19 protein-coding genes are annotated in these 24,794 nt (G+C 41.6%); all 19 read right to left on the minus strand.

Annotated features, from left to right (window positions below):
- Positions 1-9: 9 nt before the first annotated feature.
- The 19 genes from GVO63_RS09510 to GVO63_RS09600 all read right to left on the minus strand — a co-directional run bounded on the left by GVO63_RS09510 (position 10) and on the right by GVO63_RS09600 (position 24,489).
- Entirely contained in the window at positions 10-2,877 is a 2,868-nt protein-coding gene (locus GVO63_RS09510) for a TonB-dependent receptor (RefSeq protein WP_159579397.1), read from the minus strand.
- 72 nt (positions 2,878-2,949) lie between these two features.
- A complete protein-coding gene (locus GVO63_RS09515) occupies positions 2,950-3,969 on the minus strand; it encodes a FecR domain-containing protein (RefSeq protein ID WP_159579399.1) in 1,020 nt (339 codons plus the stop codon).
- Positions 3,970-4,021: 52 nt separating this feature from the next.
- Positions 4,022-4,549: an RNA polymerase sigma factor gene (locus tag GVO63_RS09520; RefSeq protein ID WP_159579401.1), complete on the minus strand. Its 528-nt coding sequence runs from the start codon at positions 4,547-4,549 to the stop codon at positions 4,022-4,024.
- A 149-nt stretch (positions 4,550-4,698) separates the two neighbouring features.
- A complete protein-coding gene (locus GVO63_RS09525) occupies positions 4,699-5,496 on the minus strand; it encodes a hypothetical protein (protein ID WP_159579403.1) in 798 nt (265 codons plus the stop codon).
- Between the two features lie 106 nt (positions 5,497-5,602).
- Positions 5,603-6,748, minus strand: a complete 1,146-nt coding sequence (locus GVO63_RS09530; RefSeq protein WP_159579405.1) for an alpha-hydroxy acid oxidase — start codon at positions 6,746-6,748, stop codon at positions 5,603-5,605.
- A 117-nt stretch (positions 6,749-6,865) separates the two neighbouring features.
- A complete protein-coding gene (rhaI, locus tag GVO63_RS09535) occupies positions 6,866-8,161 on the minus strand; it encodes an L-rhamnose catabolism isomerase (RefSeq protein WP_159579407.1) in 1,296 nt (431 codons plus the stop codon).
- A gap of 9 nt (positions 8,162-8,170) precedes the next feature.
- On the minus strand, positions 8,171-10,363 hold the full coding sequence (locus GVO63_RS09540; protein WP_159579409.1) for a bifunctional rhamnulose-1-phosphate aldolase/short-chain dehydrogenase: 2,193 nt from the start codon (positions 10,361-10,363) through the stop codon (positions 8,171-8,173).
- Between the two features lie 166 nt (positions 10,364-10,529).
- Entirely contained in the window at positions 10,530-11,921 is a 1,392-nt protein-coding gene (locus GVO63_RS09545; RefSeq protein WP_159579411.1) for an FGGY-family carbohydrate kinase, read from the minus strand.
- Positions 11,922-12,279: 358 nt separating this feature from the next.
- Positions 12,280-13,077: a DeoR/GlpR family DNA-binding transcription regulator gene (locus tag GVO63_RS09550; protein ID WP_159493032.1), complete on the minus strand. Its 798-nt coding sequence runs from the start codon at positions 13,075-13,077 to the stop codon at positions 12,280-12,282.
- A 131-nt stretch (positions 13,078-13,208) separates the two neighbouring features.
- Positions 13,209-14,039, minus strand: coding sequence for a 5-dehydro-4-deoxy-D-glucuronate isomerase (gene kduI / locus GVO63_RS09555; protein ID WP_159579413.1), 831 nt, complete (start codon positions 14,037-14,039; stop codon positions 13,209-13,211).
- Positions 14,040-14,084: 45 nt separating this feature from the next.
- Positions 14,085-14,858 carry an SDR family oxidoreductase gene (locus GVO63_RS09560; protein ID WP_159579415.1) on the minus strand — a complete coding sequence of 258 codons (774 nt, stop codon included), beginning with the start codon at positions 14,856-14,858 and terminating at the stop codon, positions 14,085-14,087.
- Between the two features lie 27 nt (positions 14,859-14,885).
- On the minus strand, positions 14,886-16,178 hold the full coding sequence (locus tag GVO63_RS09565; protein ID WP_159579417.1) for a TRAP transporter large permease: 1,293 nt from the start codon (positions 16,176-16,178) through the stop codon (positions 14,886-14,888).
- Positions 16,175-16,678 carry a TRAP transporter small permease gene (locus GVO63_RS09570; protein ID WP_159579419.1) on the minus strand — a complete coding sequence of 168 codons (504 nt, stop codon included), beginning with the start codon at positions 16,676-16,678 and terminating at the stop codon, positions 16,175-16,177. Before GVO63_RS09570 ends, GVO63_RS09565 begins: the two co-directional genes overlap by 4 nt.
- A complete protein-coding gene (locus GVO63_RS09575; RefSeq protein WP_159579421.1) occupies positions 16,675-17,670 on the minus strand; it encodes a TRAP transporter substrate-binding protein in 996 nt (331 codons plus the stop codon). The genes GVO63_RS09570 and GVO63_RS09575 overlap by 4 nt, the downstream gene beginning before the upstream one ends.
- 2 nt (positions 17,671-17,672) lie before the next feature.
- Positions 17,673-18,638, minus strand: coding sequence for a sugar kinase (locus tag GVO63_RS09580; RefSeq protein WP_159579423.1), 966 nt, complete (start codon positions 18,636-18,638; stop codon positions 17,673-17,675).
- Positions 18,639-18,800: 162 nt separating this feature from the next.
- Positions 18,801-20,249 carry a sulfatase-like hydrolase/transferase gene (locus GVO63_RS09585; protein WP_201284009.1) on the minus strand — a complete coding sequence of 483 codons (1,449 nt, stop codon included), beginning with the start codon at positions 20,247-20,249 and terminating at the stop codon, positions 18,801-18,803.
- Between the two features lie 66 nt (positions 20,250-20,315).
- Positions 20,316-22,025 carry a nucleoside transporter gene (locus GVO63_RS09590; protein ID WP_159493025.1) on the minus strand — a complete coding sequence of 570 codons (1,710 nt, stop codon included), beginning with the start codon at positions 22,023-22,025 and terminating at the stop codon, positions 20,316-20,318.
- A 410-nt stretch (positions 22,026-22,435) separates the two neighbouring features.
- Positions 22,436-23,566: a ParB N-terminal domain-containing protein gene (locus GVO63_RS09595; RefSeq protein WP_159493024.1), complete on the minus strand. Its 1,131-nt coding sequence runs from the start codon at positions 23,564-23,566 to the stop codon at positions 22,436-22,438.
- Complete coding sequence (locus GVO63_RS09600; RefSeq protein WP_159493023.1) at positions 23,563-24,489, minus strand: ParA family protein; 927 nt, start codon at positions 24,487-24,489, stop codon at positions 23,563-23,565. The genes GVO63_RS09595 and GVO63_RS09600 overlap by 4 nt, the downstream gene beginning before the upstream one ends.
- Positions 24,490-24,794 lie beyond the last annotated feature (305 nt).

Consider the following 24,794-nt stretch of genomic DNA (forward strand, 5'->3'; position numbering starts at 1 on the left):
TTCGAGCTTTTAAAAGCGATAAGAAATGGCAAGAGAGTAGTTGCGACCACTTACCGTAGTATTGTATGGACGATAAGAAGAATCGGAGTACTGAATTTCTCGTTCATCAGTGAGATTAGTTGCTTCAATCCTTAGCTCTACACTGTCCGATATTTGATAAGCTACTACCGCATCCATATATAGCGTTGCTAGAAATCCTGTCTCATTTTCATCAACTAAGGTTCCTCCATCTACCCTTGCAATATACTCATCGCGAAAGGTGGCTGAGAACCTCAGGCTCAATGCGTATCCCTCAAGATAGGCGGTAAGATTGGCCAATAGCGGAGAAAGATAAGGCGCAGTCTTTTTATCTAGGCGGTCGCCAGTATTAGTGTTGTAATACTGAACATTTCCAAATGTAAAACTAGCATTTGCCACTATCCCAAAGTGAAATACGTTAAGGCGCGACATATAGTCGCCCAATGGCCACTCTAATTGTACACTCCCTTCTACGCCATATAAAAAATAAGTGCTTTGGTTCGTTGGCGTTACAACATCTATGTAGGCACTGTCAAAATCACTAGAGAATAGTTCAGGATAATCGCTAGCTACATCAGTTAAAAGCAAGCGTTGACTACTGGAAGCTAAACTGTTTTTTATCCATTTACCAAATATATTAGCTGAGTATCTATCGGTTTGTCCCGGATAGGCTTCGAAGCTTAGCTCGAGATTGTAAGCACTAATAGGCTTAAGCCTATCATTGGGAAGAATGAATACATTTTCGTCTTCGATAAGCTGAATATTTTTTGTCAAAGTATCCAATTCTTGGTGGCCTATCGTTCTGTTCAGTCCAACTTTAACTACTTGCTCACCTTTTCTGTAGTTAAATTGTATTGAGGGGAGAAACGCAATATTGCTTAAGTCATAGCGATTTCTAAGACTAGGCTGAAACACCGAAATAGAAGACGCATCACGCTCTGCTCGTAGTCCCGCATCGAATGTCCAATCAAGACCTTCGACAGAGTATTGAGTAAAGAAAGACGTTCTTTTTTCTTTTATCAGGTTGTCAATTACTCTATCGGGAGCATAAGAGAGTAACAGTGAATCCACCGAAGAAGGTTTGTTGTAAAAAGAGAATACCTCTTCTGGTCTAAGGGCTAACCAATTTAAATGCTGATGACTATCAAAAACATAAGCTGTGCTTTGAGGTACTGACTCTCGTGTAGATGACCAGCGTTCTTTTAGGATGTTTTGAATATCCGTATATTTGGCCGTATTTTCAAACTGCACGAATTCCAAACCCAGCTCCCAGCTGCTTCGGTGGCTTGTACTTACCTGTACTTGACCTTTCGCGTAAGTAAAATCAGACGTGGAGATAAACTGCTCAGAGTCGAGTTCGTTCATTTGCCATATATCGGGATGGGTCAACTCAGCGCTATATTTTATGTTAGGGAAGTAATAATCGTCTCTGTAGTCGATGGAAACATCACTTTCTCCTCTCATGTAAGCTCGAATACTCTGAGGCATTCTATAAATAGCACTTTGCATACCTAGCACGCCATCAAATACAAGACTGCTCGACAGTCTATGCTCAAAGTTCAGCACGGTTTGTTGAAACTGTGTTGATACCTCCTGATGACGGCTTTCTGTTCCAACACGAGCATTTCGGTAATCCGCATAAACGAGTTCGTTCTTTGAGTTAACCTCTGCATCAGTTAAAAAAGTTTTGCCCTCGATTATTGGCGTAGACTGAAAACCCCGTGGGTAGAGATGATTCTCTTGTCGTTGGCTATCGAGTCGGCCGTAGATCCAGTCGATTGTGAAGTGACTTGGCTCAGTTTGATACTCTATAGTCGCCCCGATACCTATGCGGTCCATGTCTCCTCGCCACACGGAATAACGATTTCCCCTTGGAACCCTAATTTCTTGATCCTGCCAAGCGTCAACCAATTCAGGCTCCAAAGCAGAGACATCCGCTCCTTCGGGAGCAAGTCGCCTCCACCTAAAGGTATTTGCGCCTTGCTCTTGATACGACCTTTGTCCGTAGGCTGCAGAAATCAACATGCCCCAATGCTGGTTGGTTGAAGACAGAGTAAATGAAGAACGGTTTGAAAGACCTTCAGCATATTGGTTCGTATCGATTTGATGAGAAACGTTCCAATGTAGTCCTGGTGAATCGAAAGGTTTTGCTGTGGTTAGTGCAGCAATACCAGCTACGCCGCCGCTTGGTTGCCCTACAGAGTAGCTTTTAAAAACTTTAATCTGATTAAAAAGTTCTGAAGTAAACAAGTTGAGGTCAAAGGAACGATCTCTATCTCTCTGTGTCCTGCTATCCATAGGAGAGTCATTGTTTGAAAGTACAGGCATTCCATTGATCGTTACCAAGGTTAAGTCGGGGTCTAGACCTCGAAGCACCACCTGCCGCCCCTCACCTGCTTCCCTCGTTATGCTGATTCCTGGAATTCGTTGCATCGATTCTGCAAGATTTCTATCTGGGTATCTTGAAATGTCTTGGGCGACGATAACATCTGTGACCTGTTTCTCGTTGCGCTTTTCTTGTCTAGACAAGTTTAGAGAGCCCCGAATTCCGTTAACGTTTATTTCTTCTATAACGATTTCGTCGATTAGACTTTCAGGCTTTCGGATGACTACCCCACTACTCGTAATGCTATAAGTTAATCCTGTTCCATCTAGCACTTTTTGTATCGCGGTTTCAAGCGTATATCTGCCAGAAATAGCAGGCGACATTACTTCTTTAAGCAGGGAGGGCGATGCGATATAACCAACACCGAACTTTTCTGCAATTAGCGCTAAGCTTTGACTCAGTGATGTTGAAGTCAGCGTTATATTTTCTAGTCTCTCACGGTCAACGGCAGATGCATAAGTGAAAGAGCTCATGTCACTGACCAATAGTGACAAAACAAATACTACTCTACATCTACACGAGACGTGTTTAAGCATGGTGAGTGGCTACTTTATTTGTCTCACTATGTAATCCGAACTCGTTCGTTCGACCGAGAATTCTTGCATTGAAGATAATAAGTTTAGAGACTCACTAATATCACGTAAACTAAACCGCCCTGAGATTATTACATCTGGGTCGCCAATGTAGTTGACGTGTCGTGATGAATAACGGTTCAATCTTGCTATCACCTCGTTTATAGGTGTGTCTTCAATACTTAACCACCCCATCCTCCAACTTGGGAGCTGCTGTGGCGTAAATGCCGAGTTTGATGTAATAACCCCGTTTTCGAGCTTAATTTCTTGACCTCTATTTAAGAGAATTTCGCGGTCGGCGCTAACTCTTACCGTACCGTCGTAAACTTTTACTATAGTCTGACCTTCTAGCCTATCAATGTCGAAAGCGGTCCCTACAACTGTGATTGTTGCTGCATCTAAATCGACAATAAACGGTCTTTGTGGCGCATGCGTCACGTCAAAATATGCCTGGCCTTTGGTGAGTTTAACCTCTCTCTTTTCAGCACTAAACGCTACGCTTATTTGACTATCACCACCTTGATAAACAATTGAGCCATCATCTAATACGTTGGACTTTTCTTCTGTTGTAGAAGTAGAAATAACGGTAAAAGTACTGGTTTCATAATCAGCAAGGGCAGACAGTTGCTTCTCAGAGTTCGCCGTTAAATTGACATTACCCGAAGTAAAAAACACGACAGCACATGCAATACAGGCCGCCGAAGCCATTGACCAATAAGTAGCTATGCGACTGCGCGCCACCTTATCCTCTGCATTCTTATTTTCAATTAGACCATTTTGTGGTGGTGGCGTGATATTTGGTGTGATTTGTGTTGAGAGAGCGATTGACCGTGCAGCGAGCTCGGGCTGCCCCATTGCGGTAGCTATCTTGCGAAAAGCAGCCTTGTTTTCTTCTACAGTAAGCCAGTTAGCGAAATCACGCTGCTCTTTTTCGCTTAATTCATCAATCCGATCGAACCAGTCTGCTGCTTCCTCTAAAACTATTGATGTCATCTTATTACGCCGTTTACCCTGTACAGTAAAACCAATAGGTAGAATTTCATCTTTAGTTGTCCTCTAGCCATCCAGCTTCTTCAAGTTTCACCGTGATTTCTACCATCGCTCTTGTTAAGTGCTTTTTGACCACCTCAACACTTACATCTAACCTTCTAGCGATGTCATCCCGCGCCAAGCCGTCTACTCTTCGAAGTAGAAAAATTTCTCTTCTGAGAGGTGACATGTTCAGGAGTATATTGTCTACCAGCACCAGTTTCTGTTGATTGAAATAAGTATTACTTGGCGAATAGTCGTCAGATTGAATACTTACTTCTTCAATATCGACGTACTGCGGGACACTTTTTTTCTGAAAATCGTATAAAACTGTTTTCGACACAGTGATCATGTAGGCAAGTGGAGACTCTAATTCAGATAACTGCTTGCTCCTCTTCGTCCTTAACACTGTCTCTTGAAAGATATCGTCAGCTTGGCTTTGATCGACTGTTAAGCTTCGGATGAATGCCTTAAGCGACGTGAGTAAATCTTTTACGTTTTTATTTTCTAGCTCATCCCAATGTAATTCTGCCGATGGTTTCATTATTCGTTAATTTACTGAAATTCCATGAAATTATCATATATCTTTTGTATGACACTATGATTTCAGAAGCCACGGAACCCCATTTAAAATCTAGCTGTACGCCTCAAATACTAAATGAAGTGAGGTGAGAAAATTCACCTCACTGAAAATCAATAGATATCTAGATAAAACATATCTTTGAGCAACATGTTTTCATCTTTTAAATAAGAAGGGTTTCGGTCACAAGTATTTTCTGTTCCGTCAATTATCCCAGCTAAAACCCTCCCTCCATCAGTTCTGCACACCGTTCTTTCATGCGGCCTAAGCTCCCTGTTAATTGGATTTGTAGAACCAGGGAAAGCACTATTTTGTCCAATACTAGAAAGTTCTTGAACTCCCGGAGCCCATGTTTGACCCGGCCCTCTGGGATCTTTCCAATAGTAGCAGTAGTTCCCCGTCCCAAATGCCCAACTGTCGAAAGATGCCCTACTACGCTGGTCGTGATAATTACCGTGAGAGTACTTTCCTACGTAAACCACTGGGTGACTACCATCAGTTTCGATTTCTGAGACAGATTTGGTGTATCTACCATTGTGCTGCCAGTAAGTGACGTGCTTTATCGAGCCATTTACAGTGTGCACCGTTACTGGCTCCCAATCATCTGAGTGACCACTGTCAAAAGTAGTACAACCATTTTGATTACCGTAGTAAGCCCAGTAAGTAATGAGTGAATGACTATTTCCGCCTACTAGTTCGGAATAGCTTTCTACATAAACAGAAGGAGGTGACACCTGAAATGACGATTTGCTATTGCAATTACCAGAGTTAAGCCCTTGAGCGGGTTCAGTTGGCCAGCACTGCAGGTCGTTTCTTAGTTTAAAAACAGGCCTATAATCCTGTACTTCTGAAGTATTAGCTAAAGATGAAAAAGATAAGCTAGCTATAACTAATGCAGCGATAGTCTTCATAGTTAATCCAATTAGGTTAAGTTAAGTTCGCAGTTAATTTAAACTACAACTATGAAGACTAATAAATTATCAAGACGGGGACGAAAATAGTGCGTGAGATTAGAACTTATCTAAATCTAATATGGTCGCGGTTAAGGTCGCTAATTTTTGAACAGCCCATTAGTCGCATATCGCGCTCGATTTCTGCTACCATTAATTGCATCGCCCTCTCTACACCTTTTTGGCCCGCCGCGGCTAAAGCAAATAGATAATAACGCCCTAAGCCAACAGCTTTTGCTCCAAGCGCTAATGCTTTTAAAACATGCGTACCTCTTTGAGCGCCACTATCAAATATGACATCTATTTTGTCGCCGACTGCGTCAACGGTCTCAGCCAGATGATCAAACGAACTTCTCGAACCATCCAACTGACGACCACCGTGATTAGAAATAACGATTCCTGTGCAACCGATATCTACGGCGCGCTTTGCATCTTCAACGCTCATTATGCCCTTTAAGCAAAACTGACCATCCCAGAACTTAACCATCTCTTCAACATCTTTCCAATTCATCGAGGGGTCTAACATATTAGTGAAATAGTCACCTATTGAGCTAGCACCGCCTCCCATGTCGATGTGCGCATCCAACTGGGGAAGTGAAAATTTCTCGTGGGTAATATAGTTGATCCCCCACATTGGTCGTGTTGCAAATTGCCATAAACCTTTAAGGTTGAGTCTAAACGGAATAGCAAAACCTGTTCGCAAATCGCGCTCTCTGTTACCACCAGTGATAGAATCGACGGTAAGCATCATAACTTCGATATTAGATTCTTTGGCTCTTTCCATCATGGCTCTGTTTAAGCCACGATCTTTGTGGAAATAGAACTGATAAACCTGTGGTGTGTCGTATTTTTTAGCGATTTCTTCCATACTCACTGTACCGAGGGAAGAAACCCCAAACATGGTTCCAAATTTTTCTGCTGCACCTGCAGTAGCGCGCTCACCTTGGTGATGAAACAAGCGTTGTAGTGCCGTAGGAGATAAATAAACAGGAAGCGCAAGCTTCTGCCCCATCACCTCAACACTTAAATCAATGTCCTTTACGCCAGTCAGAACGTTTGGAATAAGATCGCAACTCTGAAAAGCTTCAGAGTTGCGACGCATAGTTACCTCGTCGTCGGCTCCCCCGTCGATATAGTTAAATATAGGACCAGGCAGCCTTTTTTGTGCTAACTTTCTAAAATCATGATAGTTATAACAATTACTCAATAACATTCGCGTTTTCTTATTCCGACAGTTTGACTACAGCTATTCGTATTATTCTTATTCTTTTTTATTCTTCTTCAATCGCTTTTTGTAGAGTACAGGTAGAAAGCGGCTACCGAATTTAATCTACACGATCCCTGAGCCAGTAGCGTTAGGATCTCGCGGACGCTCTTTATCCATGGCTTCTCTATAATCGATAGAGCGATAGGCGCCTATAGGATTGATCGCCGCAGACTTGCGATAACGAGCCATAGCCAAAATAGGGGTAACATCAACGTTAAATGCCTTCTTAAGCTCTAGGGAAGCCATCATCGCATCATTGTCTTCCTGATAACCGTATAGCGCGTCTCTATCCACGAGCAGGGCCTTAACGTACGAACGCTGCACTTCTATCGCAGAAATTATCAAGCTCTCAATGGGATCTGTAACGTTATGTGACTGGTCTAACATATAAGACGGATTAAATTCTGCCTGTTGACGATATTCTGCATCGACTAATTCATTAAAAATAAGGAACTGTTGATAAGGATGCAGTGAACCGCTATCTAAATCGTCATCGCCATACTTACTATCATTGAAGTGGAAACCGCCAAGTTTCTTAAACTGAATTAAGCGTGAAACAATCATTTCAATGTTTGTATTCGGTGCATGGTGGCCTAAGTCGACAAGCGATTTACATTTGGGACCTAATTGCATAGCCGCTAGAATATTTGAGCCCCAATCTTGGATTACTGTAGAGTAGAATGCAGGTTCAAACATTTTATGTTCAATATGCATCTCCCAATCATCAGGAAGTCCTGCATAGATTTTTTCCATGCTAGACAAATAGCGTTCAAACGCACGTTGAAAATGCTGTTGACCAGGGTGATTAGAACCATCACCTACCCAAACTGTAAGACTTTTCGCACCTAGCGCTTTACCGTATTCGATGCACTCTAGGTTATGCTGGATTGCCAACTCACGAGATGCCTCTTGTGTATTGCTCAAGCTTCCGTATTTATAAGATGCCGTTTGGCCTTTCTGATCTTGGAAAGTATTAGAGTTAACAGAAACCCATTTTATTCCATATTCATCAGACGCTTGTTTTAATTCGCTAAAGTCGTCTACTTTGTCCCAAGGAAAATGAGGCGATACGCTATCAGTACAACCTGAGAGCTCATTGATCACCGCGCAGTCTTCCAGTTTTTCAAAGATATTACGTGGCTCACCTTGCAATGGGAAGCGAGCAAATCTTGTGCCGCCCGTACCTGTTCCCCATGAGGGAACAGCGATTTGAAAGTCTTCAGCGGCCTTGGTGAACTTCTCGATATCAATACCATCACGTGCTAGCTTCTCAGCAAGTGCGTCATAGTCAGTTTTAAGGTTGCTATATAACTCTTCGTTTTTTTCGCTTATTAAAGCTGAATCTATTCTACGTAACATAATATACTCCTAGCGTAGGAAGGCTTCGTGCAAACCGCCGTCTACACTAATAATTTGGCCTGTGGTTTTATTAAGCTGACCAGATATGAGAAGGTAAGCAGCCTCAGCTTGGTCTTCAGGCGTAATAGGTGACTTCGTAAGTGTTCTCTGCGCGTAGAATTCTGCCAAACGAGTACGAAGTTCCTCAGTTGAGTCTGCCTCTTGGAACGGAATGTCGTACTTAGTGAGCGAAGATATAACGCGGTCACGTGGAAACATGCTACTACCCTGTACAACAGTCGCAGGTGCCAGCGCGTTAACGTTTACAAGCGGTGCTAGCGTTACAGCTAACTCTCGAACTAAGTGGTTAGCAGCGGACTTACTCGTATCATAAGCAAGAGAACCTTTTTTCGATACGGCGCCATTAACACTTGTAGTCAGCACCATGTTTCCTTTCATTTGTTGCTTTTCCCAGATTTTCTGTGCTTCAGAAGCGACAACGTAACCACCTTTAACGTTTACGTTAAAGCTGAGTTCGAATACTTCATCATTTTTCGCTAAATCTGCACCTTCTGCGATGAAAACACCAGCAGTAACGATAACTTTATCGATACCTCCGTAGGCTAGGGTAACGTTAGCAAACAGTTCTTCGACAGTATCGCGCTTGGTAATGTCTACTTCTAAAGCAATGGCTGGTCCGCATGAAGAAATACCTGTACCTGCTACTCCAATACCTTTTCCATAAAGCGCTTCAAGCTCTTCTGCGGTAGCTTTTGCATTTTCTAAACGCAAGTCAGCACAAACAACATGCGCGCCTTCTTTAGCAACGCGATGTGCTGTAGCTTTACCAATACCGTCGCCAGCACCAATAACGACCACCACGTCTCTCGCTAATGGCGCTTCTTTCGGCATTCTTTGCAGCTTAGCCTCTTCTAAAGCCCAATATTCAATATCAAAGGCTTCTTGCACTGGTAATGCAGTGTACTCTGATATAGCCTCAGCCCCTCTCATAACTTCAATTGCACAGTTATAAAATTCGGCAGTGACTCTCGATTCGCTTTTATTTTTACCCCATGCAATCATTCCAACACCCGGTATAAGAACTACTGTTGGACTTGGGTCCCTCATTGCTGGAGAGTCTTCTCGCTTACATGCTTCATAATAGGCTGTGTAATCTTCTCTATACTTAGCAAGAGAATCTTCAAACTTTTCAACCAACGTTTCTAGGCCATCAGTCTCAGGGTTAAAGTCTACAAACAATGGTTTGATTTTTGTGCGAAGGAAGTGGTCAGGACAAGATGTACCTAAATCAGCAAGACGAGGGGCATCTACACTATTCACGAAACGTAGGGTAGCTTCATCGTTTTGCAACGTCCCGATGTACTTAACCTTGTTCGAAAGTTTACCTCGAGCAATTGGCATGAAATCAACGAGAAGCTTCTTTGAATCCTCAGGAGACAACGGCGCATATTTTTGACCACCAAATGTTTGCTCTCCTTTGTCATGCTCTTCAATATAACGCGCTGCGGTTTCGATAACCCATAGTGACGTTTCATAGCAGCTTTTACTTTCTGATGACCAGTTAGTGTGTCCATGCTGTCCAAGTAAAATCCCCCAAATATCGGGGTTTGCTTTGTAACTGTCTTCACAAACTTTTGCTGCTTCCCACCCAGGTCTCATCCATGGAACATAAGCCATTTTTCCGCCCCAAATCACTTCCGTAAGGGCTTCCTGGTCTTTACAAGACGCAACGGATATAACAGCGTTGGGGTGAAGGTGGTCTACGTGTTTTTCATCAATCATAGAGTGCAAAGGCGTATCAATCGAGGACGCTCTTGGATTCAAGCAAAAGTTGCAATGCTTAAACATACCAACCATGCGATCTTCACCTGCAGACTTGTATCCTTTGTCTGGATATTGCTGGTACACGGAATCTAAAGCTTTTAGTTTGTCTTCATAAAGTGAAGAAAAATTTTCTTTTGTCGAAGTTCTTAAATCACCGCCAGAGCCTTTAACCCACAATACTTCGACTTGCTCACCTGTAAGAGGATCTTCTTCAAAAAGCTTTGCCGATGTGTTGCCGCCGCCAGTATTTGTAATCCTTTGGTCTTCTCCAAGCTTGTTGGATCGATAAACCAAATTCTCTACTGGTGAGAGTTTATCCGCTTCTTCGTCGTTCCAAAGATATTTTACATGCTTGTAATCATCGGGTTTGAAAGCCATTACTGTGTCCTAAAAATTTACAGTTAGTTATGTTTCACAAATGTAAACACTGAATTATCCGCTCACAATACACGCCACTTCCAATCCTTGTCAATCATTTTCAATCACTACCGATTGTAATTTGACTATTTTTGTCGAAAAGGCGTACATCTAATAGATCATATGTTTATTTCTGAGTGCTCTTGATTGCTCTAACCCATTCTTCAACATACGCATCAACGCCAACAAAATGAGACGGTTCAACCTTATCTAACTCGAGTATTTGTGCCTGATGACTGTAGTTAATAAGCGCAGACGCCCCTAGAACCGTTCCAGTATTGTCTAAGGATGCGAATACAGTTTGTTCGTGCCTCATTTGAGCAACAAGGCGACAGAGCAGTGGATTCTTTAGGAATGCCCCTTCGATATAAATTGGGCCTTCAGCATTCAAGTCGCTAAGGCGTTGATTGATCATTAGCGCACAATAGAGAGTTGCAATTGCCTGCGGTGATTTCGGTTTTTCAGGGCAAAGTAGAAGTGGTTTAAGCCCCGGAAACGGTCCGTTTCCTTCGCTAAAATCTGGCGTAACGAGCCAAAAATTGCTAAGCGCCTCTTGGATATCCGCCTCTGTTGGGTTCATCTTTATATTACCACCCAAAGTTGTGCAAATCCTTTCATATTCTCTTCCGCCCATAAACCTGGCACAAGAAACCGGGTTACCGTTAATATCTACATTAGCAAGGGTATCCGTTTTATCATGGAGAGAGCTAACGTCCCCACCCGATTGCATCAAAATTGTCCAAGTTCCAGTCGAAATAACCGTGAAGGCTTCATGATGTTGTTTGCTGTTGTTTAAATATCTGAGGAAACTCGCGTTACTATCGTGAATACCACAATAGATTTTACATGTTGACGGTAAAGTCGTTTGGATAGATACATCAGTGCTTATCTCACCAATACAATCCCAAGCATTTTTCAGAGGCGGGAACAGGTTTGACCAACCTTTATTTATCGCTAGAGATGAGAACATATTATCTATGGGGTTCCATAGATCGGTATGACAGCCTAGTGATGTGACTTCTGAACTTAGTTTAGCGCCTAATCTCCATGCCCAATATTGAGGATACAACAAAATCGTATCAGCTTTTGAAAACTGCAGGGGGTATTGACTTTGTAACCAATGGAACTGTTTAGCTAAATTCAAACCTGCAGGTAGATAAGGCGAATAGGTTTCACTAAAAGAAGGGCGTTGTAATTTGTATTGCTCTGCACATTCGTCAATGCCTTGATACTCATAATCTAAAATCGGAAGCGTAAGTGCCTTCGATTTATCCGTCACATTGCTGTCAATAAGAGCTGCAGTCGCCCCATGGGTAGTCACAACAAATCCTTCAACATTTTTTGTATGTGTACACGACTTAAGCGTTTCAACAATCCAATCCCATATATTGTCCACATCAGCCTGGGGGTATTGCCCTGCGATGGGTGCGTTTTTACAGCTAAAGCTGGCGATTTGCTCTTGGTTCGAAACAAACAATAACTTTATATGGGTTTTACCAATATCTAAAACAGCTTTCACTCTAACGCTAACTCCAATATCTTTAGTGAAGTGACACCTCAAAATAATAAGTAAATAGCAACAAGAAACGATATTTTATTCCTATGTGTTCGTTACTATTTTACAATTTTAGAGATATCCTCTTTTGTTAACGTAATGTATAGCAAAATATGATTGGAAATGAAAGCTTTTGATTATATGCTGTTAAAAAAGAAAAGGTAGGACTGGAATCTAATGACCGTTTGAAAGTTTGAGAGTAGGTAATAAGAGAGAAGATTAAAGAGAGGTTTCAACTTGCAAGAAACCTCAAAAGAATGGCCAATTACTTAGGTAGATGAAAATCCAAAGTTAATGCCTGTCACTCATCGTTTTGAGTTAACTAGGCAGCAGCAAGGGTCTCGACGTCAACAACGATGACTTCAATTCCATAGCTCCTGATTTCGTCGAGCTGAGCTGTATCTGCACGATTATCCGTAATAACGATATCAACTGCATCTAGGTCGCAAAAAACAAGGTTACTCTGTAAGCCGATTTTGCTGCTGTCAGCTAACACGACTAATTTATCCGCTTGCTTGCGTAATTTCTTTTCAGCCAGGATTAAAAGGGGGTCAGACTCCATAACACCATACTTGCTAATACCCGGTGTTCCCATAAACATCATGGTCCCTCGGTAATTTTGAGTAGTGTCATTTTCAAAAGAGCTTAGAATTATACTTTGCTTTCTATATACTTCGCCGCCAGGGAGTGTAACTTGGTTTTGGCTGTTTTCAACAAGATCTTGAGCTAATACAAATGAGTTTGTAAGTATATTAAGCCGCTTGTCTCTCAAAAATTCAGCCATCATAAATGTAGAGCTGCCTCCATTGATGATGATTGATTCGCCATCGTTACAAAGCTCACATGCGGTTTTAGCAATAGCTCTTTTTATGTCTGCATTTTTCTCTTTATCAATTAGAAAAGCATTTCCAGAAAGATAGAAGTTCGAAGTAGATCCACTATCGATAACTTGTGCACCACCTCGTATTTTTTTGATCTTCTTCTGTGACGATAATTTCTTCAAGTCTCGTCTGATTGTCGCTTCGGAGGCACCGAGTTGACTACACAACTCAGGTACACTTGCGAATGTCGACTCTTCTAGTATCTCTAGAATTAACTGTTGTCGCTGCTTTTCAAGCATTTCTTGTCTGTCCTATTTGGCGTTATTGATATCAATATAAGCACCAAAGTAACCAAAATCAATCAAAAAACTCATTTCATGATTGATTTTGATAAAATTTACATACTTACTGGGTATTAGCAGCTGGTTAACTAGCTTAAAGCAGCGATTTCGATGTGGTCCATGTCATCAAATTCTTGGTTCTCCCCACCCATGGCCCATATAAAGCTGTAGTTCGTCGTACCGACTCCACTGTGAATAGACCAACTAGGCGATGCAATAGCGACTTCAGGAGCTAATGGTAATGTTTTAACTTCTTTAGGCTCACCCAGCATGTGAAATACTCGTTCGCTTTGGTCAAGATCGAAGTACATATATATTTCTGTTCTACGAAAATGCGTGTGTGGCGGTTTAGTGTTCCAAACGCTACCTGTTTTTAATTCTGTTATCCCCATTACTAATTGACAACTATCAACTATTCCTGGGCGAATTGATTGGAATATCGTTCTCTCATTCGATGTTTCTTGAGAACCAAGTTCAATATGTTTCGCATCTACTTTTGGCACATGAACTGTTTTAGTAACACGGTGCGCTGGATATGAAACCATATAAAACTTTGCAGGTTTATTCGCGTCATCCGAAGACAAAATGACTACCTTACTCCCTCTCGATACATAAAGGCTATCTTTCTGCGCCATAGTGTAATGAGTGCCATCAACATTAACAGCCCCCTTTCCACCAATGTTGATAATGCCCAACTCTCGCCTTTCACAAAAATAATCGGCCGCCAATTCTTTATGTGTAGGTAACTCAATAGGCGATTCAGCCGGCATTGCGCCACCGATAACAGCTCGGTCTACGTCTGTATAGGTTAGTGAAAGTTCACCAGGAACGAAAAGCGGTTCAGTTAAGAAAGCCTCTCTAAGCTCTTGGTTCGTCATGCTGGGATAGCTACGTTTATTTGTAGAGAAAAGAAAATTCATGCAATACCTTTTTAATCACGTGGTGAAATTTTGACTACGCTTTCTTTAACGAGCCATCCAACCACCGTCAACTAACAATACATGCCCGTTAACATAAGATGATGCCTTTGAAGAAAGGAAAATAGCAGCGCCTGCCAAGTCGTCGGGTTGACCCCATTTAACCGCAGGAATACGACTACTAATACTTTCAAATCTTTCTTTGTCTTGGCGAATATTGAAAGTATTGTCGGTTTCAAAGTACCCTGGAGCGATCGCATTAACTTGAATATTTTTACTGGCCCACTCGTTAGCAAGTGCTTTAGTCAACTGAGCTACACCGCCTTTACTTGCAGCATAAGCTGGTACCGTAATACCACCAGAGAAACTCAACAAAGATGCGATGTTGATTATCTTTCCGCTGCCTTGCTTGAGCATCTGCTTACCAGCTTCACGACAAAATGTGAATACACCATTTAAGTTAACATTTATAACTTCATTCCAATCTTCATCAGAAAATTCATGAGCAGGAGAACGCTTTATTGTTCCCGCATTGTTAACTAAAACATCAATTCGACCGTGATTTTCAATAATTTTATCAATAGTATCAATGATTTGAGAAGTATTTGATTGGTCACAACCATACCCAACGCAAACAACGTCCTTCTGAGTCAGTAAATTAACGGTAGACTCAACGCTCTTTGTGGAAGAGCCAATCGCAATAACTGTCGCACCGGCTTCACCTAATGCCATTGCAATGCCCTGCCCTAGCCCCCTACTTGCACCTGTAACTACAGCAACCTTTCCATGTAAACCAAATTGTCTACTCAAATAATCAGACACGTTATGTCTCCTAACTTTTCGTTTTAGTTAAACCAGACCCAGAAGCTTTGGTAAGAACTCACTGATTTCTGGGAAGATAATGGTAAGTGCCAGTGCAACAATCATCGCAACATATAACGGAATAATAGGCTTCATTATGTTACTAATAGATACCTTCCCAATGCTGCACCCTACAAACAGGACACTTCCAACAGGAGGTGTGCAAAGGCCGATAGATAAATTTAAAATCATCATTATCCCAAAGTGTAGAGGCGATATATTCAGCATTTCAGCGATGGGTAGAAATATGGGAGTGAATATCAGTACTGCTGGCGTTACATCCATGAATGTACCTACAGCAAGTAAAATTAGGTTCATTATAAGAAGTATAATAATGGCATTTTCGGACACTGAGAGTAGCGAATTACTTATCGCTTGTGGTATCTCTTCATAGGACATTAGCCACGACATCGACGCTGAAGCACCAATTAAAAACATGACGATGGCCGTTGTACTTACCGTCTTTAATAGTATTGGGTAGAGATCTCTGACTGACAATTCTTTGTAAACACCGAGGGCCAGTAAAAGGGAATATAAAACTGCTATTGCTCCGGCCTCTGTCGGTGTGAATAGACCGCCAATGATTCCCCCAATGATGAGAACAATTAAGAACAAACAAGGTACGGCCCCAAATAAACTTGGCCAAAATTGTCCAACTTCAATATTGCTTTCGGCTGCAATTCCTGAGCGCTTGATATGGAACGCAGCTCCCACCATTAATAGTGCGGTTACCAACAGTCCAGGCAAATAGCCTGCGATAAACAATGCAGCTATTGATACCCCACCACTTGCGAGCGAGTAGATAATCAGAATGTTGCTGGGAGGTATGAGCATGCCCGTCGTTGCTGCGGTGACGGTAACAGCGGTACTGAACGGCCTATCATAGCCCTCTTTTTCCATAGCTGGAATCATGAAACCACCGACGGCAGACGTCGCAGCGACCGCAGAACCTGAAATTGAACCGAAAAGAGCACAAGATATGATGTTTACAAAAGCTAAGCCCCCGGGGAGCTTTCCAACGAGTACTTTAGCAAATTCAATTAGTCTGACTGCAATCCCACCTTGCCCCATGAGATACCCTGATAGAACAAAGAAAGGAATAGCTAATAGTGCAAAGCTATCAACACCTACAGCGAGTCTTTGAGCCAATGTGGTTAGTGCAGGAAGCGTATCGATTGTTAAAAGCATCGTTGCTAATGTCGCTAGAATAATGCTCACGGCAATAGGTACGTTGATTAAAAGCAATATCAAAAACACACCGAAAAGTACTAATGATGTCATAGCGCGTGTTCCCTGAGATTATTGGCATCCTTCATCTCTAAAAGACCCCAAAAACCATATATGATGAACAGAAGTCCACTTATGGGTACTACTAAATAAACGTATCCCATCGGAATGCCAAGAACAGGTGATTCCTGATTTAACAGAAAGGTAATGTAAGTAAGATTCACACCGCCGATTAGCAGAACACCTAGAGCGAACAATATTACTAGTACATACCCTAACTTTGCCGTGGTGACCGCTGCGTTACGCTGCATTTTTTTAGTTAGATAATCAAAGCCTAAATGACTATGGGTGTGAAAAGCATAGGCACTGCCCAATAGACTGATCCATATCAAGAAAAAGCGTGCAAGTTCCTCTGTGAAAGAACTTGGATGAGGCAAGATAAAACGCGTTATGACTTGCCACGTTACGTTCAAGACCAGCAAAGCCATCATTGTTGCCAATAGTGTTCGCAACGCTTTGTTTAGTGCAGGAATAATTTCTGCAAGGGTCTTCATTTTTCTACTCCTAAAGACTTTATCCTTTTAACAAGGTCTTCTAAGTCTGTACCTTTCAATGATTCGTATACAGGAAGTACACTTTCTTGAAAGACGCTTTTATCGGCCTCAATAACTTTTACTCCCGCTTCCTTTACGACTTTCAAAGATTCACGTGTAGATTCGGCCCACAGCGTTCGTTGAAAGTCAGTAGCTGATGTCATTGACTCTTCCAACCACTTTCTTTGTTCAGAATTTAACTGTTCCCAAACGTGCGTACCGATAATGATGACGTCAGGTATTGAAGTGTGTTCGTCTAAAATAAGATACTGACTTACTTCATAATGTTTCGAATAGTAGAAACTTGGCAGGTTGTTTTCTGCGCCATCGACAACGCCCTGCTGCAGAGACGTGTACAATTCCCCCCAGCTTACTGGAGTGGCGGCTCCGCCCATAGTGTTAACCATAGATACAGCCGTCTGGCTGTTCATGACTCTGATCTTCTGTCCTTTTAAATCATCAGGCGTGACGACTTGCTTCTTTGTTGTATAGAAGCTTCTAGAACCCGCATCAAAATAACCTAACCCTTTAAAACGATATGGCTCTCCAGCGGCAAGTAGTTCTTTACCAACACTACCATTTAAAGTTTTCCAGTAATGGTCTTGGTTGTCGAAAAGATAAGGCAGACTAAATACTTTCATTTCAGGTACAAAACTTTCCAGCGCACTCGCTGAGACCTTTGTCATTCCCATACTGCCTATTTGTATGAGTTCGAGTACCTCTCTTTCGTCACCTACCTGTGATGATGGGTAAATTACAACGGACATTGACCCGCTGGACCTTCGCTCTAATTCCTCTTTAAAAAAAATGAGGCCTTTATGTACAGGATGATTAATATCTAACTGATGCCCGAGCCGGATAACAAAGGGTTCGTCTCCAGTATCTGTGCCGCATCCGTGCAGCAGCATCAGCGGAATTAATAAGAAAGCTTTTAGAAAGAATTTAAAATCCATATTCACGCTCCCCTAAGTGAAATACTTTTAGGGATGATGGCTCCCTTGTACATAATCACTTGTGCAGCACAAAACTGGCCAGCACGAATACATTTTTCTAAGCTTTCTCCCCTCGCCTTTGCAGCTAGAAATGCGCCATTGAAAGAGTCACCTGCAGCTGTGGTGTCGACAGGTTCTACTACGTTAGGTACGTCGAACTCAAACCTTCCATCTTTGTTTGCTGCGAGAATACCACTTGCGCCGTTTTTAATGACGACTTCAGAAACACCGCATTTCAACCAGCGCTCAATACAATATTCCATAGAATGCTCACCATACAGACTGACCTCGTCTTCCATACTCAGAAGGGCTAAATCTGTAAGGTTCATTATTTGGTTAAACGCTTTTGATGCTTCACTAAACGACAACCAGTTCCGAGCTCGATAATTGTTATCAAAAATAACCTTACCGCCACGCATACGAAACTCTGTGAGAAAATCATAGAGTGCTTGTCGTGTTGGTTCAGAATAGATTGAGAGTGTTATACCGCTTAAAAAGATTGCGTCGTAATCTTTGATTTCGTTTAACGTTTCTGGAAATTTCTCTAGCAAATATTTTGCAGGAGAATTAGAACGCCAATAATGGAAACAACGTTCACCATTAGATGCATTTTCAATCAAATACAATCCTGGCACGCTATTCTTCAACTTTTTCACGTGCTTGACGCCAACGCCTTCCTCTTGCCAAAGCGAGAGCATTTTACTGCTAAATGAGTCATCGCTCAGTGCCGTTACATATTCGACGTCTCCGCCGCTTCGAGAAAGATAAATAGCGGTATTGAGTGTATCGCCGCCATAATTGAGCTTATAAAGTTCACTATCACAGTTAGACAACTCAATCATACATTCGCCAATAATAGCTAGCTTCACTTCTCTATCTCTCCATCCCTTACTTTCTTTGTAATCACACTCATATACTTTTACGCTCATCAAGAGTCATTAAATAAATGTAAAATGATTGTATATGAACACAAAGCAATCATCAACACTCATATTCAATCATTAATTGTGTTTTAGAAATACAAGGGTAAAAAACGTGAGGATCACGACACCACAGTTTCCTGTACAAGTAGAGCCGTGAATATTGAAGACTTAATTGGACGGATGGGCGTTTTCGAAACTTTTTCTTGATTTAACTTCTTCACTTCGCGCATCTTCGTACTCTTCTATATACGCTTTTGCTTGCTCTAAAAGTCGACCAGTTAAATAGCGGTACTTTTCTTCATACGCGAGATTAGTGGTCTCAAGCGGATCGGCTTCCAGATCATACAGTTGCATGTAGTCATTCTTATAGAAATTTACAAATTTCCAATGTTCTGTTCGTAAACCGTACATGGGAGGAATGGGAGCCCGTTTCGGTTGATACATGTGCTCAAAGAAGAATTCATCTCGCCACTCATCAACGTCTTCTGCTCCAATCAATGGTATCAAGCTGCTACCTTGATAGGTGGCTGGAATAGGTATACCTGCAAAGTCGAGTATTGTCGGCGCAATATCAATGTTAAGTGCAAACTTGTTTATTTCTTTATGCAATGGGTTGCGAGGGTCCTTTATAATAAGTGGTACTCGTAGGTCCTCTTCCCACCCAAACCACTTTCCTGCCAATTGGCGTTCATTCAAAGCATATCCGTTATCCCCTGTATAGATAATGATCGTGTTATCATCTAAGTCGAGAGATTTAAGAAGCCTGTTTAAAGAACCGACAGCGTCGTCGACACTGCTTATTGCACGATAATGTCGTTTTACTATTCGTTGATACATTTCTTCATTTGCGAACCGATATTCCCAACGAAGTCTTCCCATAGAAGTTTTTAGAAAATCAGGAAGTGCTTCAAAAACTTTGTCATCAGAAACATTAGCTTTTGTAATATTGACGTTTACATACATAGAATCAAATTCGGGTGGGTAATGGAACTGATCCTCCTTGTCCATGTCGTGAGCATGAGGATTCCAAAAATTTACAGCGAGAGCCCATGGTTTATCACCCTCTGATGCACGATTTATAAATTCACTCGCAAGGTTTCTAATGTAATGGGTCTGGGGTATTTGCTCGCCTTTCCACTCATTGTTTTTTGCCTGAAGAAGAGGCTTAAAATAATCGAAGCGCTCATTATCTTCTCCCGATAGTTTTATTTCATATTTACCCACGAAACCAGTGGTGTAACCTGCTCTCTTGAGTAGCGCCGGATACACGTTAAACGATTCCTCTTCACCTGTAGCTGGCCGGCCGAAAGTAAAATCATGTGTACGCTCAGTTAAACCTGTCAAGATGCTGATTCTACTCGAAGCGCATATCGGCGTTGTCACAAAGGCGTTTTCAAACACTACACCTTCATCAGCTAGTGCATCGAGATTCGGCGTTTGTACCTGAGAAGAATTTCTACTTAACAAGTCCCAACGATGGTCATCAGCTAGAATAAAAAGTATGTTTGGAGGTCTATTTTCAACGGCTGGAGCGCTATTGTCGCTAGCTTCAGCTTTAATTGTACATACTTGGTAGCAGTTCAGAATTAATGTTAGAAATAAAAATGGTACTTTCACAATAATTGTCCTGTTAAAAAAGCCCCTCTAACTCACGGTGCTAGAGGGGAAACCCTACTCAGGAAATCAGTTGTCAGAAGCTTGTGCAGTTGTCACTGGAGTGTCATCGATTACAGAGCCACCTGTATTTGCAAGGTAAACGTAAGTGGCTGTAACAAAGTAAATAATCGTTGCTATCAATAGAGGGGCATGTAACGCAGCGTCGCCGTTATCGAAGAAAGCCAATACTCCAATACCAAGACAGCCAAGTAGTGAGGCAATAGCCACATATGACGCTAAAGTAACCACCGACGACACCTTTCCCTTCGAAACTTTTAGCGAATTGCTAGACAAACTATCTAAGAATTTTTTCTCTTTCAGTCTACGTTCTGACTCAGCAGCTTCTGCTACCTCAGCTTCGGGAAAGCTTGTTTTAGCCCCCAATGCAATTGATAGTAGGCAATACACCACCGTTGAGTAAATCCATACAGGTATTAGAAGGAAAAATAAGTGAAGTATGCCTGACCGCTCCAAAACATAGCTTAAAACTAATGCTGTTAGCCACGTGGTGATAGCCGCCCAGTTTGTATTGTTGCCTTTATATTGAGACCAATAGCGGGTTAGGCCCATTCTAGGAAAGAGCCAATGCTCTGCTACAATAATCGCACCTACTGGCGCCATCATTAGCCCCATGATTCCTACAAAACCAAGAAGTTGAGAAAACACGAATGGAAAACATGCGATAACAGTTGTTACCACGCCAACGACAATCGTTGACTTTTCTCTACTCCATTTCGGGTTCAGAGAACTGAATGCCAACCCCGCACGGTAAATAGTAGGGTTTGAAGTAGTCCACCCAGCAATAATTACAGCAATGATTCCACAAGTTCCTAATGCTTGGTATGCGACTGCTCCGGGGTCCAAGTTGGTTATTGCCGTACCCAAAATTATTGCAGCACCGGCTCCCATGATACCTGCACATATCCATGCCATGTAGTGACCTATAAACATACCTAAAGCAGAGAAGTAGCCGTATCGAGAATAACGAGCAAAACGCAACAATGTCATATCGCCCATTCCTCCATGCATAGCTAAATTTGCTACCCAAGCAAACGCAGCAACATGCCAAAAGCCAACTTCGCTGCTTGTTTTGACCCATATGGATTCGTTTGCAATAGTATAAAAGTCAGAAAACGAAGAAATAGAAGCAACACCAGGTGTGGATTCAATGAGCGCAGGAAGTAAAAAAAGTGCACCAACAATGAACATCAAAATCATCCATGGAGCACATACTTCTGCAAAAGCCGCTAGTTTTTTAAAGCCTTTCACAGCCATGAATACAACTACTGCTCCGACAAAGAGAGCAACTAGAACAAACCTTAGATCGGATGGAAACCAGTCAACTTGAGGAGGAATATCCAGCAAAATCCTTACAGCCGATGCAGATACAGTAATCATTGCCCCAGCAAGCACGCTAAACAGGACTCCATTCACGACACTGTATAATTTAATTGTCCCCTTACCGGCTATTTTTTCCAAATAAGCGTATAGGGTGAGTCGAGTTTCCGTAGCAATTGGTGCAGTCAATAAGCCCCACGTGAGCACGGCAAGTAAGTTACCTAACAGAAGACCGACTAAAATGTCTCCCGCTCCAACTCCCCAAGATACAAAAAGTGCTCCGATTACAAATTCTGTTCCAGCAACATGCTCTCCCGCGTAACTCCCTGCAAATGCTCGAGCCGGTTGTAACTTATTAGGACTTATCGGTTGTGTTTCAAACTCATCTGAACTCGACACATTTCCTCCATTATTTTCATTCTAGGCTTTTTCAATTAAAGCCGCTTAAAAGGAAGTAAAGATGATTACTTTTGAGCGATTATGACTTAATTGTAAGTGCCAATCAATGAAATTGTTATCAAATTGTGTCGAAAATAAAAACGTAGAATTTATATAATAAAAAACCTATATGATTAGCGAGTCGAAAATGACTACGAGGATTCTTGTCAAGCTCACCTTAAGACGACTGAGAGTAGGCTTAATTGTCTAAGAAGAGAAAAAAGAAATTTATCTTCTTTGGATCGAATACACCAAAAAAGTATAAACTATAAAATTTTGATTAATTAGTTATTTTATCCCTAAGCGCTGCAGCCCTTGACTAGAAAGAGATTCAGCGCTTTTTAAAATTACGTTTTCCGCGGAAACAAAGATTATTTTGATAGGGATTTAAACAATTCCTTCAAAGCCTTTTCTAACATTACTGGGTCGTTGAAATCTACACTGTCCCAATCGATTCCTAAGTCTAATTGAGTAACGTCCTCAGTTAGTAGGCGTTTTATTGTAGATGTGTTATTAACTTTTACCCTAGGCAGCGAAATAAACTGTTTAGATCTTCCAATTTTTTTAACTACCGGGGCTTGCAGATATTTACTGAATTTTTTTTGTGATAATAGTGACTTGAGATACCTTTCTACCTCTACCCTACCCTCTTGTTCAGCCTTAATTATCTCTTCGTATAATCCTCGCAAAGATTCTGCGATTTTATTTTCTAGAAGAGGCATTACGAACTCTCTGTATTCATGAAGCTTGTCGTAGCGGTAAAAAGTGGTTCGACCTATACCTAAATATGAGGTAACAACTGAAGCTCGACTCTTTGATAACTTTTCGTCTTCAATACTTTCCAATTCGGTAACGGCATTCGAGTAACTGTTTAATGCATCAGGAAGTGTTAAATCACTTCGAGAAAAATTTTCGATATGTCGCAATACGTTAATATTTTTTGGCTTTTCGGCGTATATCTTTACTTTTACTTTGATCAAGCCGCCATATAAGTAACGTATCGCGTAATATCTTCTGTGGCCTGCCACTATTGCATAGTCAGACATATTTTTACGCCATACAGCGATTGGATGAACTAACTCACTATGCTTCAATGTCTCAGCTAAACCCTTAATCTCCTCTATCTCGGCATCAACAGCATCGTACCTAGGATTACTTTTATCTAACCTATTTTCAATAAGGCCCTTTTCGCATACGACGCAGTTCGTTAATGAAGCAATTGAATCTGCGTCATCACGTTTAGCAAACTTAACAGGTAAATATCTTGGATTATCTGATTGTGGCTGGATATAATCGACGAGTACTCTATCTACTTCAGAGGACGTTTTAAATAATGGGTCGTCATGAACGTTGCTTTCTTTAGATTTATCTCGTTGCTTTAAATCATCGAGCATCTGTTGAGACTTTTTAGAAACGCCTTCTCCCGACTGAAATTTACTGATCAAATCTTCCTGAGAAGTGGTTTTCGTTACACGTCTACTTCTTGGCTTTTTAGCTGTCATACTTCATCTCCCCACAAGCTATCTTCGATTAAAGTGTAGAGTTTTTGCATTTCTTTCTTCGCATGATGATTATGAACGTAGTTAAAATGAGTTTCGTCGACAGACGGGCGTTCCATTACTCTATAGCAATTTCTTTGCTGAAGCCAAAACGGACTCATGTATTTCCCTGTCGGCCCCTCGCTATCATAAAGCTTAGCTAACGCTACTTCGTCTTTCTGCGTTAACCGTGATTTACTAGGCACTTTATTAGGAACTACACCTACAATTTTTAATGGGTTGTGAGCTCTATCTTCATTAATTCTATCAATCCGATTAAGAAGCATGGGAACACCATCGATTGAGTCATACTCTGGTTCAGTAGGAATAATCACATGCGTAGCAGCGCCTAACATCCCAGCAGAAACGGGAGATTTACTCGGTGGGTTATCAACAATCACTATATCGTAGTCATCAGCCAGCTCTTCCACAGAGAACCAATCTCTCATATGAGCAGTTATTTTTGAAACTAACCTATCAGATTCTGGTGTGAGTGCTAACACTCTATCAACATTACCTTCTGAGGGTAGTACCTTAATATTTTCAAAAGCTGTTGGATATTCGTATACAGGAGAATTGAACAATATATCGGTACTAGTATTTCGACCACTCCACTCTGGATCATCAATGTCATCAAACTCAGGGTGCAACGGTGCAGCGTACTCATCGTCTCCCGGAATAGCATCCATTTTCAAAAATGCTTTTGATGAATCTTGTTGTGAATCATAGTCCAATACTAAAACACGTCGCTTCTTTCCCTTTCCATTCGGGCCTCCAGTAGCGAGTAAGTAAGCAATTGTAGATGCCAAAAAAGTTTTACCTACCCCACCTTTGCGGTGATAACTGGACAGAACACGCATTCCATTATACAACTCTGTTTTAATCATTATTCTAACCTTCTTTCAGGACATAAACTTATATTGGCACGGCAAATAATCAATGTCTCGGATCGAATCTTTAGAAGTCGCAAATTGAAATCGCTATCGGATGCATAGTACACCTTTACTACTTATTAAAAGTGACGATTGACACTTAAAGTAACGCCCTGACGTTCTAATCCACTCTGCCTTCCCTTCTCAACCACTTGAAAAACATTCTTAGCTGCTTCGGCAATGTGTATACCCGATTGAAAATTTCACTCTACGCCCTGACAAGAATTAGATAAGAAGGCACATACTCGCATGATTGGGTT

It is taken from the genome of Alteromonas sp. KUL106 (assembly GCF_009811415.1).
Classification (GTDB): Bacteria; Pseudomonadota; Gammaproteobacteria; order Enterobacterales; family Alteromonadaceae; genus Alteromonas.

Coding starts and splice junctions, on each gene's coding strand:
- GVO63_RS09575 (WP_159579421.1), bottom strand. CDS start 17,670: ATGGATTTTAAATTCTTTCTAAAAGCTTTCTTATTAATTCCGCTGATG.
- kduI (WP_159579413.1), bottom strand. CDS start 14,039: ATGAATTTTCTTTTCTCTACAAATAAACGTAGCTATCCCAGCATGACG.
- GVO63_RS09570 (WP_159579419.1), bottom strand. CDS start 16,678: ATGAAGACCCTTGCAGAAATTATTCCTGCACTAAACAAAGCGTTGCGA.
- GVO63_RS09520 (WP_159579401.1), bottom strand. CDS start 4,549: ATGAAACCATCGGCAGAATTACATTGGGATGAGCTAGAAAATAAAAAC.
- rhaI (WP_159579407.1), bottom strand. CDS start 8,161: ATGTTACGTAGAATAGATTCAGCTTTAATAAGCGAAAAAAACGAAGAG.
- GVO63_RS09550 (WP_159493032.1), bottom strand. CDS start 13,077: ATGCTTGAAAAGCAGCGACAACAGTTAATTCTAGAGATACTAGAAGAG.
- GVO63_RS09580 (WP_159579423.1), bottom strand. CDS start 18,638: ATGAGCGTAAAAGTATATGAGTGTGATTACAAAGAAAGTAAGGGATGG.
- GVO63_RS09595 (WP_159493024.1), bottom strand. CDS start 23,566: ATGACAGCTAAAAAGCCAAGAAGTAGACGTGTAACGAAAACCACTTCT.
- GVO63_RS09530 (WP_159579405.1), bottom strand. CDS start 6,748: ATGTTATTGAGTAATTGTTATAACTATCATGATTTTAGAAAGTTAGCA.
- GVO63_RS09565 (WP_159579417.1), bottom strand. CDS start 16,178: ATGACATCATTAGTACTTTTCGGTGTGTTTTTGATATTGCTTTTAATC.
- GVO63_RS09600 (WP_159493023.1), bottom strand. CDS start 24,489: ATGATTAAAACAGAGTTGTATAATGGAATGCGTGTTCTGTCCAGTTAT.
- GVO63_RS09540 (WP_159579409.1), bottom strand. CDS start 10,363: ATGGCTTTCAAACCCGATGATTACAAGCATGTAAAATATCTTTGGAAC.
- GVO63_RS09515 (WP_159579399.1), bottom strand. CDS start 3,969: ATGACATCAATAGTTTTAGAGGAAGCAGCAGACTGGTTCGATCGGATT.
- GVO63_RS09510 (WP_159579397.1), bottom strand. CDS start 2,877: ATGAGCTCTTTCACTTATGCATCTGCCGTTGACCGTGAGAGACTAGAA.
- GVO63_RS09525 (WP_159579403.1), bottom strand. CDS start 5,496: ATGAAGACTATCGCTGCATTAGTTATAGCTAGCTTATCTTTTTCATCT.